This is a genomic window from Kineosporia sp. NBRC 101677, assembly GCF_030269265.1.
Lineage (GTDB): Bacteria > Actinomycetota > Actinomycetes > Actinomycetales > Kineosporiaceae > Kineosporia > Kineosporia rhizophila.
The window spans coordinates 623,208-639,919 of sequence record NZ_BSTA01000001.1 but is presented as its reverse complement, the minus strand read 5'-3'; the positions used below and the strand labels follow the sequence as shown (position 1 = coordinate 639,919).

The 16,712-nt window shown below is 71.0% G+C and carries 13 protein-coding genes; 5 read left to right on the top strand and 8 right to left on the bottom strand.

Annotated elements, in window-relative coordinates:
- Window positions 1–2: 2 nt before the first annotated feature.
- Window positions 3–1,103: a hypothetical protein gene (locus QSK18_RS02890; protein WP_232808337.1), complete on the bottom strand. Its 1,101-nt coding sequence runs from the start codon at window positions 1,101–1,103 to the stop codon at window positions 3–5.
- A gap of 207 nt (window positions 1,104–1,310) precedes the next feature.
- On the opposite strand from QSK18_RS02890, the gene QSK18_RS02885 reads away from it, so the two are divergent.
- The 4 genes from QSK18_RS02885 to QSK18_RS02870 all read left to right on the top strand — a co-directional run bounded on the left by QSK18_RS02885 (window position 1,311) and on the right by QSK18_RS02870 (window position 5,213).
- Window positions 1,311–2,195: a sulfurtransferase gene (locus tag QSK18_RS02885; RefSeq protein WP_232808336.1), complete on the top strand. Its 885-nt coding sequence runs from the start codon at window positions 1,311–1,313 to the stop codon at window positions 2,193–2,195.
- 76 nt (window positions 2,196–2,271) lie between these two features.
- On the top strand, window positions 2,272–3,252 hold the full coding sequence (locus QSK18_RS02880) for an ADP-ribosylglycohydrolase family protein (protein ID WP_352396460.1): 981 nt from the start codon (window positions 2,272–2,274) through the stop codon (window positions 3,250–3,252).
- A gap of 107 nt (window positions 3,253–3,359) precedes the next feature.
- Complete coding sequence (locus QSK18_RS02875; RefSeq protein WP_285616479.1) at window positions 3,360–4,694, top strand: DUF6745 domain-containing protein; 1,335 nt, start codon at window positions 3,360–3,362, stop codon at window positions 4,692–4,694.
- A gap of 33 nt (window positions 4,695–4,727) precedes the next feature.
- Window positions 4,728–5,213, top strand: a complete 486-nt coding sequence (locus tag QSK18_RS02870) for a DUF8820 family protein (protein ID WP_232808333.1) — start codon at window positions 4,728–4,730, stop codon at window positions 5,211–5,213.
- A 58-nt stretch (window positions 5,214–5,271) separates the two neighbouring features.
- Here QSK18_RS02870 and QSK18_RS02865 read toward each other — a convergent pair whose 3' ends face one another.
- From QSK18_RS02865 to QSK18_RS02835, 7 genes are all read right to left on the bottom strand, one after another.
- A complete protein-coding gene (locus QSK18_RS02865; RefSeq protein WP_232808332.1) occupies window positions 5,272–7,803 on the bottom strand; it encodes a DEAD/DEAH box helicase in 2,532 nt (843 codons plus the stop codon).
- A 20-nt stretch (window positions 7,804–7,823) separates the two neighbouring features.
- Entirely contained in the window at window positions 7,824–8,612 is a 789-nt protein-coding gene (locus QSK18_RS02860) for an SDR family NAD(P)-dependent oxidoreductase (RefSeq protein WP_232808331.1), read from the bottom strand.
- Between the two features lie 121 nt (window positions 8,613–8,733).
- Window positions 8,734–11,274: an FtsX-like permease family protein gene (locus tag QSK18_RS02855; RefSeq protein WP_232808330.1), complete on the bottom strand. Its 2,541-nt coding sequence runs from the start codon at window positions 11,272–11,274 to the stop codon at window positions 8,734–8,736.
- A 3-nt stretch (window positions 11,275–11,277) separates the two neighbouring features.
- Window positions 11,278–12,069 carry an ABC transporter ATP-binding protein gene (locus tag QSK18_RS02850; RefSeq protein WP_232808329.1) on the bottom strand — a complete coding sequence of 264 codons (792 nt, stop codon included), beginning with the start codon at window positions 12,067–12,069 and terminating at the stop codon, window positions 11,278–11,280.
- Window positions 12,070–12,230: 161 nt separating this feature from the next.
- On the bottom strand, window positions 12,231–13,052 hold the full coding sequence (locus tag QSK18_RS02845) for a response regulator transcription factor (protein ID WP_285616478.1): 822 nt from the start codon (window positions 13,050–13,052) through the stop codon (window positions 12,231–12,233).
- On the bottom strand, window positions 13,049–14,242 hold the full coding sequence (locus tag QSK18_RS02840) for a sensor histidine kinase (protein ID WP_285616477.1): 1,194 nt from the start codon (window positions 14,240–14,242) through the stop codon (window positions 13,049–13,051). Before QSK18_RS02840 ends, QSK18_RS02845 begins: the two co-directional genes overlap by 4 nt.
- Before the next feature lie 175 nt (window positions 14,243–14,417).
- On the bottom strand, window positions 14,418–15,254 hold the full coding sequence (locus QSK18_RS02835; RefSeq protein ID WP_232808326.1) for a class I SAM-dependent methyltransferase: 837 nt from the start codon (window positions 15,252–15,254) through the stop codon (window positions 14,418–14,420).
- Between the two features lie 60 nt (window positions 15,255–15,314).
- Between QSK18_RS02835 and QSK18_RS02830 the strand changes: the two genes are divergently transcribed.
- Window positions 15,315–16,667, top strand: coding sequence for a DUF6716 putative glycosyltransferase (locus QSK18_RS02830; protein WP_232808325.1), 1,353 nt, complete (start codon window positions 15,315–15,317; stop codon window positions 16,665–16,667).
- Window positions 16,668–16,712: the final 45 nt, after the last annotated feature.

The following is a 16,712-nucleotide window of genomic DNA, read 5'->3' as shown; positions in this document are numbered from 1 at the left end:
TCTTACGTCAGCCGGGTCACCGTGGTCTCACCGGTCGAACCACCCTGCGGATCCACGTGCACCCGCCACTGGCCGGTCACGTTCGGCATGAAGGTGCAGGTCTTGGTGGCGCCGGTCAGGTCGCACCCGAAGGTCGCGGTGCTCGCGCCCGGTGCGTACAGCCACAGCTTGGCCGTGCCGGTGCCCCAGTTGTTGCCGGTCACCTTGATCGGCAGGTCGTCGTTGGCCACGCCGTAGGCGCCGAACCAGGCGTCCTGGCCCTTGACCCCGAGCTTGACCGTCACCGGGACGTTGGTGTCCAGTTGGCCCTTCCAGAGGTCGGCGGCCAGCGCCAGGGTGAGGTTGCCGGTGGCCGCGCCCTGCGGGTCGACCACGAAACGCCAGTAGCCGGTGGCGTCCACGTCCAGCTCGTAGAACGTCGGGGAGGCCAGGTTCAGCACCTTGTACAGGTGGCCGGACGGGTTGTACACGTAGCCGTAGGCGGCGCTGTTGGCGGGCCACGAGGTCGCGGTGGCCTCGAGCGCGATGTGCGCGCCCTGCTCGGCGTGGAAGTAACCGCCGGCGTTCTGCCCGGCGACCGTGGTGGCGAGCTTGTACTTGCCGCCCACCTCCATGATCGGCTTGGGCTTCGGCGGCGTGGTGGTGTCGGCCGGGTCGGTCGGGGAGGCGTCGGCGGCGTAGGTGAAGGTGGTGGTGCCGGTGGTGTTGCCGGTCGGGTCCACCTCCACCTTCCACAGGCCGTTGGCCTCGGCGGTGGCGTCGAAGAACGGGGTCTGGCCGTTGTTCACGGCCCACTGCTTGTAGAAGATCCAGGACGAGCCGGTGGCGTTCGGCACGTACAGCCGCATCACCGCGCTGCCGCCGGCCGACCAGGCGGAGGCGCTGGTGGCGATCGAGACGTGGTCGCCGTTCTCCACCCCGAAGGTGTACGAGACGGTGTCGTTCGCCACGGTGACGGCCGCGGTGACCGCCTTACCGCTGGTGAGCGTGCCCTGGTACTTGTCCGCCGCCTGGGCGGACTGCGCGGTCGCCAGCCCGGCCAGGAAGAGGCCGGTGGCGGAGATGCTGACGGCGGCGCGCCGGAGCAGAGCCTGTTTGTTCATGATTCCCCCGTGAGTGATTGCTCGGCCGGACCCCCATCCGGCCACCACGAACCCTAGGGGTGACGCTTCGGGTTTGGATCACGCGCCACGCCGGTCTCCCAGTTCCCACCGGCCCCAGCGGGAATGATCTCTGCCGCCCGCAGAATTGCTGGTGACAGCGGCGAGGATAGGCTCGCCGAGCCGGAACCCGCCTGGACGGAGCACAAGATGACGTTGTCTCACGACACCGACCCGAAGCTGGCCGAGTACGCCCACCCGGAGCGGCTGGTCACCACCGCGTGGCTGGCCGAGCACCTCGGTGAACCGGGGCTGGTGGTTCTCGAGAGCGACGAGGACGTGCTGCTGTACGAGACCGGCCACATTCCCGGGGCGGTCAAGGTCGACTGGCACACCGAGCTGAACGACCAGGTCACCCGCGACTACGTGGACGGCGCCCGGTTCGCCGAACTGATGTCGGAGAAGGGCGTCGGCCGCGACAGCACGGTCGTCATCTACGGCGACCGCAACAACTGGTGGGCCGCCTACGCCCTCTGGGTCTTCACCCTCTTCGGTCACGAGGACGTGCGTCTGCTCGACGGCGGCCGCGCCGCCTGGATCGCCGAGGGCCGCGACATGACCGACGAGAAGCCCGCCGTGACGGCCACCGAGTACCCGGTGGTGGAGCGCGACGACACGAAGGTCCGGGCCTTCAAGGAAGACGTCCTGGCGCACCTGGGCCGGCCTCTGGTCGACGTGCGCTCGCCCGGGGAGTACTCCGGCGAGGTCACGCACATGCCCGACTACCCGCAGGAGGGCGTGCTGCGCGGCGGGCACATCCCGGGGGCGGCCAGCGTGCCCTGGGCGCGGGCAGCGGCCGACGACGGCCGGTTCCGCAGCCGCGCCGAGCTCGCCGCGATCTACGAGCAGGAGCAGGGGCTTTCGGCCTCCGACGACGTGATCGCCTACTGCCGGATCGGCGAGCGCTCCAGCCACACCTGGTTCGTGCTCACCCACCTGCTCGGGTTCGAGCAGGTGCGCAACTACGACGGGTCGTGGACCGAGTGGGGCAACTCGGTGCGGGTGCCCGTGGTCCGGGGCTCCGAGCGGGGCTGAAGTTCGTAACTGAAGACGTCGGTGGGCGCGCGGGTGCGCGCGCCCACCTTTCGATCCCCGAGCCTCTGGAGCGGTCATCACCACCGAATCCCTCATCGCCGGTGCGCTTCTCGGCGTGCACGCAGGTGACTCCCTGGGTGCCAGCCTGGAGTTCATGTCCTTCGGCCAGGTCCGGGAGGCCTATCCCGACGGCCTGCGCGAGATCGTCGGCGGCGGGCCGTTCGACTGGCCGGCCGGGCACGCCACCGACGACACCGACCTGACCCGGGCGGTGCTGCTGGCCTACCTCGAGCCGGGGGCCGACCTGGTCGCCACCGCCGGCCAGCACATGCTCCACTGGTTCGACGGCAACTGGCCGGGCCGCACCCCGGGCAGCCGTCCGGTCGACGTGGGTGGGGCCACCGCCACCGGGCTCACCCGATTCCGCAGTTCCCGCGACTGGCGCCGGGCCGGAGCCGGCGCAGGCAGCGCGGGCAACGGCTCGCTGATGCGCTGCATCCCCACCGCCCTGGCCCGGGCCGACGCCGAACCGGCCCAGCGGGCCCTCGAGGCGGCAGCCATCTCCTCGATCACCCACGACGACGCGCGCTGCGTGCAGGCCTGTGTCGCCTACACCGAGATCGTGGTGGCGCTGCTGGCCGGGGAGAGCGCCCAGGAGGCGGCCGGGGCCGGGGTCCTGGCGATGCAGAAGGCCCGTCCGGCCGACGGTGCGGCCGCGGTCGAGCTGGCGATCGGGCAGGGCCTGCAGATCGACCTGACCAGGGCGGTGGTGAAGGGCGACGCCGGGCTGGCGCACGGCGGCACCGGCTACGTGCTCGACTCGCTCAGCCTCGCGGTGGCCGCTCTGGTGGATCCCCGCCCGGCGGTGGAGTCGCTGGTCGACGTCACCCGCCTCGGCGGTGACACCGACACCAACGGGGCGATCGCCGGTGGTCTGCTGGGGGCCCGGGACGGGTTGTCGGCGTGGCCCGGGAGCTGGACCGAGCGCCTGCAGTTCGATGCCGAGTTCCGGGCCGCAGCCAGCACGTTTGCTGCCCACTACCGGTCGGCAACCTGAACGCAAAGTCTCCTTAGGGGTACCCAGCGTGGACATCGGGGGCAATACTCGATAGCGACGCCAGGCTCGCCCTAACGGGAGGGGGACGGATGCCGGACGAGGCGCCCGTGCGGAACGACGCGACCTTCGGGCCCGCGTTCGTCTCCCGCTGGATTGCCGGCAGCCTCGACATCACCCCGCTGACCGAGGCCGACCGCAGCGAGGTGGAACACGGTCTGGCCGCCGTGCACACGGGGGTGGGGCTTCGCTGGCACGGCAACGTGGTGTGGGTGCGCTCCCCGCAGGAGTTCACCCGCGCCCTGGCCGGCGCCCCGGCGCTGATGCGGGGTCCCTACCTGGCGGCCGACGGCCGATCCCGCCTGCCCGCCCGCGCCCTGCGGCTGGGCAAGGCGTTCACCCAGGGCACCATGGTCACCGGCTACGCGTTCATCGCCGCCATGGTGGCGTTCCTGCCCTCCTTCTACGCCGGCTCGCTGGCCAGCCGGGTCGCCGGGCAGCAGCTCGGCGGCGGGGGCCTGCTGGCCGTGGTCATCCTGGTCACCATCGTCACCGGTCTGGCCGCGGCCGCTGTACTCACCCGCGCCGCGGTCAACTCGGCCCGCTCGGTGTTCGCCCCGATCGGCGAGGACCTCGGCCACCGGCTGCGCCCACTCCTTTCCCGAGGGCGGCCGGGCCCGGTCGAAGTGGGTGAACCGGTGCGACGTGCAGTCGGCGGGCTCTGGTCCGAGCGGCTGCTCGAGGGCGCGTGGACCGAGGGCACCAAGGTGCGGGGGTTCCACCGCGACGGCGTGCTGCACGACCGCCGGGCGGTGGGGGCCGCTCACCAGGCGGCGTACCGCGAGGCGGGCCTGTCCGTGCTGGACCCGGGCGACCAGGCGGTGCTGTCCGGGCTGGTGGCGGTGCGCCGGGCGCTGGTCTGGGTGCCCTACGCCTGGCTGACGGTGGTGCTCGAGCCGCCCGTGCAGCTGCACACCGAACGGGCCGGCGACGAGGTGCGGCTGCATCGTGAAGACGGCCCGGCGGTGGTCTGGGCCGACGGCCAGGTCGAGTTCTACCTGCACGGGGTGCGGATCCCGGCCGAGCTGGCGGGCCGCGAGCCCACCGTGCGCGAGCTGCACGCCGAGCGCAACTCCGAGGTCCGGCGGGTGCTGATCGAGCGCGAGGGCTGGGCCCACTACGTCGACCGGGCCGGGCTGCGCCTGGTGGCCAGGTCGGCCGATCCGGGCAACCCCGGCCGCGAACTGCGGCTCTACCGCACCCCGGCCCGGGTGTTCGACTCCGAGCGGCTGCTGCTGATGACCAACGGCAGTCCCGACCGCAGCGGTGCGCTGCGGCACTACGCCGAGCTCGTGCCGGGCGAGCTGGACGATCCGATCGAGGCGGCGGCCTGGCAGTACGGGGTGCCCGCCGAGGTGTACCGCGAACTGGCCCGCCGGACCTGACGCATCCCGGGAAGTCGAGATAAGGAGCGCAAAATGCATACCTACGGCTCGGCGCTGGCTCTGATCGGCGTCACCGTCCCCGACCACCTCGAGTCCGAGGCCGGAGTGCCGGTGCTCACCGCCCCGCAGGCCCAGGGTGACCTGTTGATCGTTCCCGTGGTCCCGCCGGAGAAACCGTCCTGGGCCGTCGTGCCGGACGCGGGCGAGCAGGTGGTGCACGGCGAGGCCACCGGTAACACCCACTGGCTGCACCGGGGTTTCGATTCTCCGGCGGTGCGCTGGGCCCGCGCCGGCAGCGAAGACCCGCTGGTGGTGGGTTACGTCGAGGTGCCCGAGGGGCAGTCGGCCCTCTTGGTGCACACCGACGAGCACGGGGCCAACGGCATCGGTACGGGCACCTACGCCATTCGCCGTAAGCGCGAATACGTACGCCCCGAGCCGGAACTCGCCACCAAGCCCCTGATGCGTGGCTTCACCCGGCGCCCCGACGCGAACGCGTGGGATCTGGTCTGGGACTGAGGCACCCGACGCGACCACACCCGTCCTCAATCCGATTCAAGGACGGGTGTGGTCGGGCTCAGTCGCTCAGCGGGCCCACGTCGGCGACGGTCAGCACGGCCGCGCCGGCCTCGTTGCTGGCGGCCAGGTCGACGTCGGCGGTGATCGCCCAGTCCCGGTCGCCGGCCGGGTCGTCGAGGATCTGGCGCACCTCCCACTTACCCGCGAACTCCTTGATCTGGAGCATCTTCGGGCCGCGGGCGTCCGGGCCGGTGCCGACCGAGTCGTACTCCTCGAAGTACTCCTCGATCGCCTCTTGCCACTCGTCGGCGGTGTAGCCGTCGGTCTCGGCCTCCAGTTCGCCCAGCGGTGTCCACGCCCGCTTGGCGAACAGCTCGACCCGCCGGAACATCGCGTTGCGCACCAGCACGGTGAAGGCCCGCTTGTTCGCGGTGACCGGCGGAGGACCGGTCGGGCCGGCCGGCTTGCCGGCGGCCTGCTCCTCCTCGGTGGGGTTGCGCAGCGACTCCCACTCGTCGAGCAGGCTGGAGTCGGTCTGGCGCACCAGCTCACCCAGCCACTCGGTGAGGTCGGTGATCTCCTCGGTGCGCACCGCGTCCGGCACGGTCTGGCGCAGCGCCTTGAACACGTCGGACAGGTAGCGCAGCAGCGTGCCCTCGCTGCGGGCGAGCTGGTAGAAGTTGATGTACTCGCCGAACGTCATGGCCCGCTCGAACATGTCGCGCACCACCGACTTCGGCGACAGCTCGTGGTCGGCGACCCAGGGGTGGCCGGCCCGGTACACCTCGAAGGTGGCCTCGAGCAGCTCCTCCAGGGGCTTGGGCCAGGTCACCTCCTCGAGCAGCTCCATCCGCTCCTCGTACTCGATGCCCTCGGCCTTCATCTCGGCCACGGCCTCGCCGCGGGCCTTGAACTGCTGGGCCGAGAGCACCTGGCGCGGGTCGTCGACGGTGGCCTCGATGATCGAGAGCACGTCGAGCGCGTAGGTCTCGGAGGTCTTGTCCAGCACCTCGAAGGCGGCCAGCGCGAACGGCGACAGCGGCTGGTTCAGGGCGAAGTTGGCCGGTACGTCGACGGTCAGCCGCACCGTGCGGCCGAACTCGTCCGGGGTGTCCAGCTTCTCCACCACGCCGGAGGTGAGCAGCGCGTCCCAGATCGCCTCGGCCTGGTCGAGGTGCCGCTGCCGGGCGCCGCCCTCCTCGTCGTTGCCCTCCAGCAGCTTCTGCATCGCCGCGTAGGCGTCGGCCGGGCGGGCCAGCACGTTCAGCACCATCGAGTGGGTGACGGCGAAGCTCGAGGTCAGCGGTTCGGGCGGGGAGGTGCTGAGCCGCTCGAAGGTGGACCTGCTCCAGGAGACCGAGCCCTCCGGCGGCTTCTTGCGGACGATCCGTTTCTTCTTCTTCTCGTCGTCGCCGGCCCGGGCCAGCAGCCGCTCGTTCTCCACCTCGTGGTCGGGCGCCTGGATGATCACGGTGCCCGCGGTGTCGAACCCGGCCCGCCCGGCCCGGCCGGCGATCTGCAGGAACTCGCGCACCTTCAGGTGCCGCTGGCGGACCCCGTCGTACTTGGACAGGCCGGTGAACACCACCGTGCGGATCGGCACGTTGATGCCCACGCCCAGGGTGTCGGTGCCGCAGACCACCTTCAGCAGCCCGGCCTGGGTGAGCTGCTCGACCAGCCGGCGGTAGCGCGGCAGCATGCCCGCGTGGTGCACCCCGACGCCGTGCCGGACCAGCCGGGACAGCGTCTTGCCGAAGCCCGCGTTGAACCGGAAGTCGCCGATCGCCTCGGCGATCCGCTCCTTCTCGGCCTTGCTGCACATGTTGACGCTCATCAGCGCCTGGGCCCGCTCCATGGCCGCGGCCTGGGTGAAGTGCACGACGTAGATCGGCGACTGCTTGGTGTCGAGCAGTTCGGTGAGGGTCTCGTGCAGCGGGGTGGTGGCGTAGGAGAAGAACAGCGGCACCGGGCGCTGCTCGGAGCTGACCGTGGTGGAGGGCCGGCCGGTGCGCTCGGTGAGCGCCTTCTCGAACCGGGTGACGTCGCCCAGGGTGGCCGACATCAGCAGGAACTGCGCCTTCGGCAGCTCCAGCAGCGGCACCTGCCAGGCCCAGCCGCGGTCCGGGTCGGCGTAGAAGTGGAACTCGTCCATCACCACCTGGTGGATCGCCGCGTCGGCGCCCTGCCGCAGGGCCAGGTTGGCCAGCACCTCGGCGGTGCAGCAGATGATCGGCGCGTCGGCGTTCACCGCCGCGTCGCCGGTCATCATGCCGACGTTGGCCGCCCCGAACATGTCGATCAGGGCGAAGAACTTCTCCGACACCAGGGCCTTGATCGGCGCGGTGTAGTAGCTGCGCTCACCCCGCGACAGGGCGTAGAAGTGCGCCCCGGCCGCCACCATGCTCTTGCCCGAGCCGGTCGGGGTGGCCAGGATGACGTTCGAGCCGGAGACGATCTCGATCAGCGCGTCCTGCTGGGCCGGGTACAGCTCCAGCCCCTTCTCGGCGGTCCACTCGGTGAACGCCTCGAAGATCTCGTCCGGGTCGGCGTCGGGGCCAGGGCTCTTGGGCAAACGGTCCAGCAGGCTCATGATCTGCCCATGCTCTCATCTCAGACGGTGAGCACCGATCCGGAGTCCACGCGGTAGTTGCTGCCGTTGACGAAGCTCGCCCGCTCGGAGCACAGGAAGGTGATCACCGAGGCCACCTCGCCGGCCTCGCCCCGTCGCTTCAGGGCCATCCCGGGCCGCTCCTCGTCCAGGAAGCTGCTGACCGCCTCGTCGAAGCTGGTGCCGTTCTCCTGCGCGCGCTGCTTCATCATCGCGTCGGTCATCGGGGTGGCGATGAAGGCCGGGGACACGGTGTTGACCAGCACCCCGTCCGGGCCGTAGGTCTTCGACAGGCCCTTGGCCAGGGTCACCACCGCGGCCTTGGCCGCGCAGTAGGGCAGTTCCTCCACGTAGGGCTGCACCGCGTCCTCGGAGGCCAGCAGCACGATCCGGCCCCAGCCGCGCTCGCGCATCGGCCCGACGAACGCCCGCACCACCCGCACGGCACTGAAGAAGTCGGTGTCGAAGGTCTTCTGCCAGCCGTCCTCGTCGATCTCGTGGAAAAGCCCCTGGGCGCCGGTGATCCCGGCCGCGTGCACCAGGATGTCGGGGGACCCCAGGTCGGCCGTCACCTGGCTGTGCAGGTGGGCGACCTCGGCCGCAACGGTCAGGTCGGCGGCCACCGCGACCACGTCGCCCAGCTCGGCCGCCGCGGCGCCGAGCCGCTCCGGGTCCTGGTCGGTGATCGCCACCCGCACCCCCTCGGCGATCAGCTGACGGGCGGTGGCCAGGCCGATGCCGGAGTCGGCGCCCGTGATCAGAGCGGTCCGGCCGGTGAGTTCGAGATCCATGCCGGTGACGGTAAGTCCGATTGCGCGGGCCAACCTGTCGAGAACCGCCGACCACACGAACAGGGGACGTCGGTGCGCTCCTTGCGCACCGACGTCCCCTGTTCGTGTGGTTGCCCTGGGGTCAGGCCGAGGCGATCGCGGCCACCGGCGAGATCTTCGCCGCCCGCCGCGAGGGCAGGACCGAGGCCACCGCCCCGGCCACGGTCGCGGCCACCAGGATGGCCAGCACCTGCAGCACCGGGATGTCGATGTGGACCGTGCCCTGGCTGCCCAGCACCGCCTTCACCGCCAGCACGCCGTAGGTCGAGCCGATCACGATGCCGATGGCGGCGGCCACACCGGCGATCAGCATCGCCTCCCACAGCAGCATCCAGCGCAGCTGCCCGCGGGTCAGGCCCAGGGCCCGCAGCACCCCGGACTCCTTACGGCGCTCCAGCACCGACAGGGCCATCGTGTTGCCCACCCCGATGATCGCGATCACCACGGCCACCGCCAGCAGGCCCAGGACGATCAGCAGCAGGATGTCCAGCAGCTGGTCGAACGCCGCCCGCTCGTTGGCCGAGCCGCTCAGGCCGCTGTCCGGGTCCACGTCGGCCGCGGCGCTGGCCACCGCGTCGAGGGTGTCGTTGCGCTCGTCGTTGTCCAGGTCGTCGGCCAGCTTCGCCCAGACCTCGCTGAGCTGCGTGCTCACGCCCAGCCGGGCGATGTCGGCAGAGGCCACCCGCGGGCTGTTGATCTCGGTGTCGGGCACCACGTGGGCGGTGAGCTCGATGCTCTTGCCCTTGGCCTTGAGGACCAGCGGCTTGCCGTCGGCGGCCCCGGCCTCGCTCTCGTAGTACTCCGGCAGCACGATCGTGCCGGCCTGGGGCACCAGGCCCTGGTCGTCGGAGCGCACCACGGTGGCGGCCTTGGCCGGGTCGACGACCTGGGCCCAGCTCTCCTTCATGGTGCCGATCTGCAGCGAGGCGCCCTCGACCGGCATCGCGGCGGCCACGTTCTCGACCCCGGCGATGGTGCCGGCCAGCGTGGTCGGGGCGTTCTCGCTGGAGCCGACGTAGACCACCACGTCGGTGGGGAAGCTGTCGTCGATCGCGGCCGAGGCCGAGGCCCGGGTGGTGGCCGCGCCGACCACCATCATGGTGGTCAGGGTGACCCCGATGATCAGCGCGGTGGCGGTGGCCGCGGTGCGCTGCGGGTTACGGGTGGCGTTGAGCGCAGCCAGCTTTCCGGGCACCTGGCCGGCCGGGCCGACCACCCGGCCCACCGCCGCGACGGCGATCGGGACCAGCCAGCGGGCCAGCAGGAGGACGGCCAGGAAGGTGACCATCCCGCCGCCCGCGGCGATCAGGATGTCGTTCTCCTTGCCGCCGTAGTAGGCGATGCCCACCCCGGGCACGGCCAGGATCAGCCCGGCGATCCGGCGGAACAGGCCGGCCCGGGTGGTGATCGGTTCCTCGTCCATCGGGCGCATCGCGGCCAGGGGCGCCACCCGGGTGGCTTTGCGGGCCGGGTTGAAGGCGGCCAGCATGGTCACCACCGTGCCGATCGCCATGCCGATCAGGATCGGCGTCACCCCGATCGAGACCCCGCTCAGCGGGATCGTCAGGTCGTAGCCGGCGGCGATCGCCGAGACTGCGGCGGCCAGGCCGATGCCCACGGCCACGCCGAGCGCCGAGGCGGCCACACCGATCACGAACGACTCCACCAGCACACCCCGGCGCAACTGCTTGCCGGCCGCGCCGATCGCCCGCAGCAGGGCCAGTTCACGCACCCGCTGGGCCAGCAGCACGGCGAAGGTGTTGGCGATCACCAGGGCACAGACGAACACCGCGATGGCGCCGAAAACCAGCAGCACGGCGGTCAGTTCGGTGCTTCCGCTGGCCAGGTTGTTGGCCGCCTCCTCGGACTCCTCGTCGCCGGTGCGCACGGTCAGCGTCTGACCGGCCTTGGAGCCGTCCAGCTCGGTACGGACCTTCTCGACCAGGTCGGCCGGGTCGACCCCGGAGGCCGCGGCCACCCGGATCGCGTCGACCTCGGTGGCGTTCCAGTCGGCGGCCTGCTCCGGAGTGGTCCAGAACTGCCCGCCGCCCATGGCGCTGATACCGGAGGCGCGGTCGGTCAGGCCGACCACGGTGGCCTCGACGGAACGGGCCGGGGCGGTCTCGTTGCCCTCGTTGTCGAAGGCGGCCTGGATCTGCATCTCGATCCGGGTGCCGACCTCCAGATCGCCGCTGGGGGCGGCGACGACCTGGCCCGGCCCCTGCGGCCAGGTGCCGGACTCCAGCTTCTGCCAGCGCAGTTCGCCCTCGGCCAGGGACTGCACCTGGGCGTAGCGGTAGCCGTCGGCGCCCACCTCACGGGTGTTCACGTAGGCGGTGTGGTCGACGGCCACGGCGGCCACCTCGGGCAGCTGCGAGATCTGCTCGCCGAACTTCGTCCACTGCTGTTCGGTGGGCAGCTCGCCGCCGGTGTTCCAGTCGAACGCGACCACCCCGTCGGTGGTCCGGTACTGGCTGGTGAGGGCGCCGAAGACGGTGTTGCGGAAGGTGGAGTTGAGCACCAGGGTGGCCACCACGAAACCGACCGCGATGATGATCGCCAGAGCGGTCGCGATCAGGCGGTGGGCCTGGGTGCGCAGCTGCGCCAGGCTGAGCGCGAGCATCGGTCAGCCTCCCAGGTGACGCAGCGCGTCGAGCACGCTGTCGGTGGTCGGGGAGAACAGCTCGCCGGCGATCGCGCCGTCGGCCAGCAGCACCACGCGGTCGGCGTAGGAGGCGGCGACCGGGTCGTGGGTCACCATCACCACGGTCTGCCCGGTCTCGCGCACACTGGCCCGCAGCATGCTCAGCACCTCGGCACCGGCCGTGGAGTCGAGGTTGCCGGTGGGCTCGTCGGCGAAAACCACGTCGGGGCGGGGGAGCAGGGCCCGGGCGATGGCCACCCGCTGCTGCTGGCCGCCGGACAGTTCGCTGGGGCGGTGGGTGAGCCGCTGGGTGAGCCCCAGGCGCTGGACGATGTCGTCGTACCACTGCTGGTCGGGCGAGCGCCGGGCCAGCGTGAGCGGCAGTTCGATGTTGGCCTTGGCGTTCAGCGCCGGGATCAGGTTGAAGGCCTGGAACACGAAGCCGATCCGGTCGCGCCGCAGCCGGGTCAGCTTGGCGTCGTTCAGGCTGGTGAGTTCTGTGTCGCCGAGGAAGACCTTCCCGGCCGAGACGGTGTCCAGGCCGGCCAGGACGTGCATCAGGGTCGACTTGCCGGAGCCGGAGGGGCCCATGATCGCCGTGAACGCGCCCTTCTCGAAGCTCACGTCCACCCCGCGCAGGGCCGCGACCTGGTTCTCGCCGCGGCCGTAGACCTTCTGCACACCGAGCGCCCGGACGGCGGTCTCGCGGGTCTGGGGCCGGCCGTACTCACCGGCGTGACCCGGCTGGGTCTGCTGGGCCGAGGTCCAGGACATCGGTTCTCCTCCTCAGGAAAGGACATTCGTCTCTGAGGAAGAAGCTATTGACCAGGGGGTCCCGGGCACATCGCGCCGCGGGATGATCCGGGTCGGCCGCCGGGCGTCAGCCCGTGGGATGACCCCGGTCGCGGCCGTAGTCCCGGGGGATTACGCACCGCCTAGGGCCGCACGATGCCCAGCTGGTAGGCGAGCACCACGATCTGCACCCGGTCGCGGGCCGCCGTCTTGGTCAGCACCCGGCCCACGTGGGTCTTCACCGTGGCCTCGGAAACCACGAAGTGCGAGGCGATCTCGGCGTTGCTCAGACCGTTGGCCATCAGCACGAACACCTCGTACTCGCGCGGGGTGAGGTCGGCCAGCACCCGGGGCATCGGGTTGTCCGGGCCGGGGGAGGGCGCCTGGGCCAGGGCCTCGGCCGGGTTCGGCACACCCGAGGCGACCGAGAAGCCCTTGGGGACGTTTGCGGGCGGCGGGGTGCCCGGGTCCAGCACCGGGGCGCCCAGCACCGACTCGGCGGTGCCGTTGGCCAGCATCGGGCCGATGTGGTGCAGCAGACGACGGGTGGAACTGGCGCCGATCACCGCGTCGCCGGCGAACACCGTGCGCACCGCGGCCAGCATCTCCTCGGGCGGGGCGTCCTTGAGCAGGAAGCCGCTGGCCCCGGCGCCGATCGCCGACATCACGTACTCGTCCAGGTCGAACGTGGTCAGCACGACCACCTTGGGGGCCTGCGGCAGCGCGACGATCCGGCGGGTGGCCTCGATCCCGTCCATCTTCGGCATCCGGACGTCCATCAGCACCACGTCCACCACGGTGCCGCTCAGCCGGGTCACCGCCTCTTCCCCGTTGGCCGCCTCGACCAGCACCGACAGGTCCGGCTGGGAGTCGATCACCATCCGGAAGCCGGCCCGGACCAGTTGCTGGTCGTCCACCAGTGCGACCCGGATCGGGGTGGCCGGGTTGTCTGTGGGTTCGCTCACGAGTTCTGACGGTAGGGCAGATACGCCCGGACTCCGAACCCACCGCCCTGCCGAGGCCCGGCCTCCAGCTGCCCGCCGTACAGCGTCGCCCTTTCGCGCATCCCGATCAGCCCCTGACTGCCAGGGGTGGCCGGGGTGGCGGCCGCGCCCCGGCCGTCGTCCTCGACCCGGATCTCCAGCGCCTCGCTGAGCCACATCAGGCGGACCCGGGCCTCGGCGCTCGGCCCGGCGTGCTTGAGCACGTTGGTCAGCGACTCCTGAACGATGCGGTAGGCGGCCAGCCCGGGCCCGGCCGGGAGCACCACCGGCTCGCCGAGCACCTCCAGGGTCACGGTCAGCCCGCTGCCGCGGACCTGGTCGACCAGATCCTTGATCGCCTCGGTGTCCGGTTGCGGGGTGAGCTGCTGGGTACTGTCGTCGCGCAGCACTCCGAGCAGGGCCCGCATGTCGGCCAGAGCCTGCCGGCCGGTGGCGGAAATGGTCTCAAGTGCGGTGATAGCCGCCTCGGGGTTGTGCTGTGCGGCATATCGGCCACCGTCGGCCTGCGAAATCGTCACCGACAGTGAGTGCGCTACGACGTCGTGCATCTCCCGGGCGATCCGGGCCCGCTCGGCCGTGGCGGCCAGCTGGGCCTGCTGCTCGGCCTCGGACTCCAGCAGCCGGGCCCGTTCCTCCAGCCGGGCCTCGTCCCGCAGCCGCAGCCGGCGCATCCGGCCCAGCGCCCAGATCCCGAACAGCACGGTGGCGGTGAAGGTGAGCGCGAACGGGGTGTCGGCGCCGCCGGAGATGATGCCCTGGAAGCTCATCGTCACGCCGCCGGCCAGCCAGGCGATCACGGCGCCGGTCCAGCCGGCCCAGCGGGGGCCGTAGGCGGTCACCGCGTACAGCGAGCAGAACACCGCGAGCGTGGCGACCAGCAGGTACATGGACTCGGCACTGAGCATCACGACGAACCCGGCCGCCGCCACGGCCAGCGCCGAGCGCAGCGGACGTCGGCGGCGCCAGGCCAGGGCGCCGACCATCACGATGGTGGGCAGCCAGGAGATCGTGACCGGCCCGCCCACGAGGGCGATGAACAGCATCGCCAGCGCGGCCAGGGCTGCGGCGGCACTGTCCACCTCGAAGGGGTGCAGGCGCAGCCACTGGTAGGTGGCCTCCACCCGGGGGATGTCCTCGCTCGCCTGACTCACCCGGCCACCGTACGTTCGGCGGCCCGGCCGCACGTCAGACCCGCGGCTGATCTGCTCCCCATTCGGCGTCAGACCCGGGTAGGAGCAGACGTGACACGACAGAGTCCCGGCATGACAGAGCCCGGGCATGACAGAGCCCGGGCCGCCGGGCCCGGGCTCTGCTGGTGCTCTGCTTCTACTGCTCTTCGGTGGGCTTGCCGTACGGGTTGTCGCGCAGCGCCTTCTGGTCGGCCTCGGCCTGCTGCTGCGCGGTCAGCGCGCCGACGCCCTTGGGGGCGTTCGGGTCGTTCTTGACCCCGGCGTAGAAGACCCGCCAGTTCTCCCGCCAGCCGCCGAACGCGTCCGGCTCGAGCTTGTGCTTGCCCTTGCCGACCAGGTTGCGCCGCCGCTCCACGGTGTCGAACTGGGCCTGCATCACCCGCAGGTCCTGGAAGATGAACGACAGCGCCTCGGGGGTGTAGCGCCAGTAGTCGACCGGGCAGGGGTGGTAGCGCCAGCTGAACAGGGTGGAGTGGTAGGTGAAGCCGCCCGGCTTCAGCAGCCGGGTGATCTCCGGCCCGGCCAGCCACGGCTCCCGGATGTGCTCGAAGACGTCGACGCTGATGATCGCGTCGAAGCTCTCGGACTCGATCTCGGGGCAGTTGGTGATGTCGCCCTGGATCACCCCGGGCTCGGAGATCTCCAGGTCGAGGGCGTTGTACTCGAAACCGGGGAACCAGTCCTTGTAGGGGTTGGCGCGCCCACCGATCTCGAGAATTCGCCCACCCTTCACCCCGGATTTACCCAGCATGGTCTTGATGTGCTGGCCGATGCGCTCGGTCCGGGGCGGGAACGCCTCGAAGTTCTGCTCCAGGCGCTGACGGGACTTGGCCTGCTCGAGCAGCTTGGCGTCGGCGGGGGGGATCTCCGCAGGGGGCTGTTCCTGCACTTGACCTCGGCGTCTACCCAGCCGGCGCAACTGCTCGGTCACCACGTGAAGCCTCCGCTCGGTCGGGTCCGGGGAACTTTGCATTCCCCTGTGCATCCTCTCGTGCGTGCACAAGGGGACGGCCAAAAACCTTACACTCCGCTGGTGCCCCATCATGTGATCGCTGTCGCGGAATCTGACTCCTTCCTGAAGTGGGCCGTCAGTCTCTTCGGGCAACTGCCGGCCGGGACGAAGACCGAGGTCGTCGTCGCCTGCTCCCCGGCCAGACCGTCGGCCTCGCAACGCATTGCAGCGCTCAGTGGCACTGCGTACGCGGGTCATGACCCTGAGGTGCTCTCGCCCGGTCAGCTGCTCAAGCGGGTCGAGCGCGACCGGCCGGACGCCGTGCTGCTGGCCCTGACCGGCCCGAGCGTGCACGCCTACTCCGAGGCGCTGAGCCGGGCCAGCCACCGGCCGGTGCTGATCACCGGCATCCCCGGCATCGCCATCCCGGCCCGGCGGCGGGCCTGGGGCTACCGCGGTGCCGTCGACCTGTGGATCGTGCACAGCCACCGCGAGGCGGAGGAGTACGACCAGGTCCGCCGGCAGATGGACATGAAGGGCCGGCTCGGCCTGGCCACCATCCCGTTCCTGGCCCGCCCGGCCGACATCCTGCCCGCCCAGGAGCTGACCGGTGGGCAGAACGCCGGGCAGCAGCAGGCTTTCGAGCACACCCCGGCCGAGGCGCTGGAGGGCGACACCAGCGTCGAGCCGCTGAACTCGGTGGCCAAGCCGCACCGCAATCGTGTGCTCTTCGCCACTCAGGGGAAGGTGCCGCGGGTCAAGAAGGACCGGATCCTGATCCTGCAGAGCCTGGCCCGTCTGGCCGCCAACCGGCCCGACCTGGAGGTCGTGGTCAAGACCCGCGGCGGGATCGGCGAGTTCCACACGCACCACGAGCCGCACCACTACCAGGCCCTCTGGGAGGAGCTGGTGGCGTCCGGCGAGGTGCACTCGCCCGAGGCCCTCACCTTCGCGGCCGGGTCGATGGCCGAGCAGCTGGCCGACGCGGTGGCCCTGGTCACGGTGAGTTCCACGGCCGTACTCGAAGCGATGGCGTTGGACATTCCGGTGCTTCTGATCGACGAGTTCGGCGTCTCCGAGAACCTGATCAACCAGGTGTTCGTCGGTAGTGGCGTGATGGGTGGACTGGACCAGCTCGAGCAGGGTGACTTCCGTCATCCCGAAACCTGGTGGCTGGCCGACAATTACTTCCACCCGCGCAGCGACAACGACTGGATCGGTATGCTCGACGAGCTGGTGGCGCAGGCCCGTGAGGGCCGTCTGCCCACCATCGCCTCCGGCCTGAACAAGGGCCGGTCGGCGAAGCGCCGTCGGCTTGACCGCCTACGGCTGACCCCGGCGGGCAGCGCGATCGTGCGCGCCCGGGTCAGAATGCGACAGAGGGTGAAGCAGTCCTCACAGTCGCTGGCAAGTACATCGGCACGAAGTTCCTGAAGTGTCGACATCTGGATGCCGGTTGTTCACACGGGCCCTTGACGG

Bases quoted from the DNA above. Each gene is read 5' to 3' on its own strand.
- QSK18_RS02890 (WP_232808337.1), bottom strand. From the start codon at position 1,103: ATGAACAAACAGGCTCTGCTCCGGCGCGCCGCCGTCAGCATCTCCGCC.
- QSK18_RS02885 (WP_232808336.1), top strand. From the start codon at position 1,311: ATGACGTTGTCTCACGACACCGACCCGAAGCTGGCCGAGTACGCCCAC.
- QSK18_RS02870 (WP_232808333.1), top strand. From the start codon at position 4,728: ATGCATACCTACGGCTCGGCGCTGGCTCTGATCGGCGTCACCGTCCCC.
- QSK18_RS02865 (WP_232808332.1), bottom strand. From the start codon at position 7,803: ATGAGCCTGCTGGACCGTTTGCCCAAGAGCCCTGGCCCCGACGCCGAC.
- QSK18_RS02860 (WP_232808331.1), bottom strand. From the start codon at position 8,612: ATGGATCTCGAACTCACCGGCCGGACCGCTCTGATCACGGGCGCCGAC.
- QSK18_RS02855 (WP_232808330.1), bottom strand. From the start codon at position 11,274: ATGCTCGCGCTCAGCCTGGCGCAGCTGCGCACCCAGGCCCACCGCCTG.
- QSK18_RS02850 (WP_232808329.1), bottom strand. From the start codon at position 12,069: ATGTCCTGGACCTCGGCCCAGCAGACCCAGCCGGGTCACGCCGGTGAG.
- QSK18_RS02835 (WP_232808326.1), bottom strand. From the start codon at position 15,254: ATGCAAAGTTCCCCGGACCCGACCGAGCGGAGGCTTCACGTGGTGACC.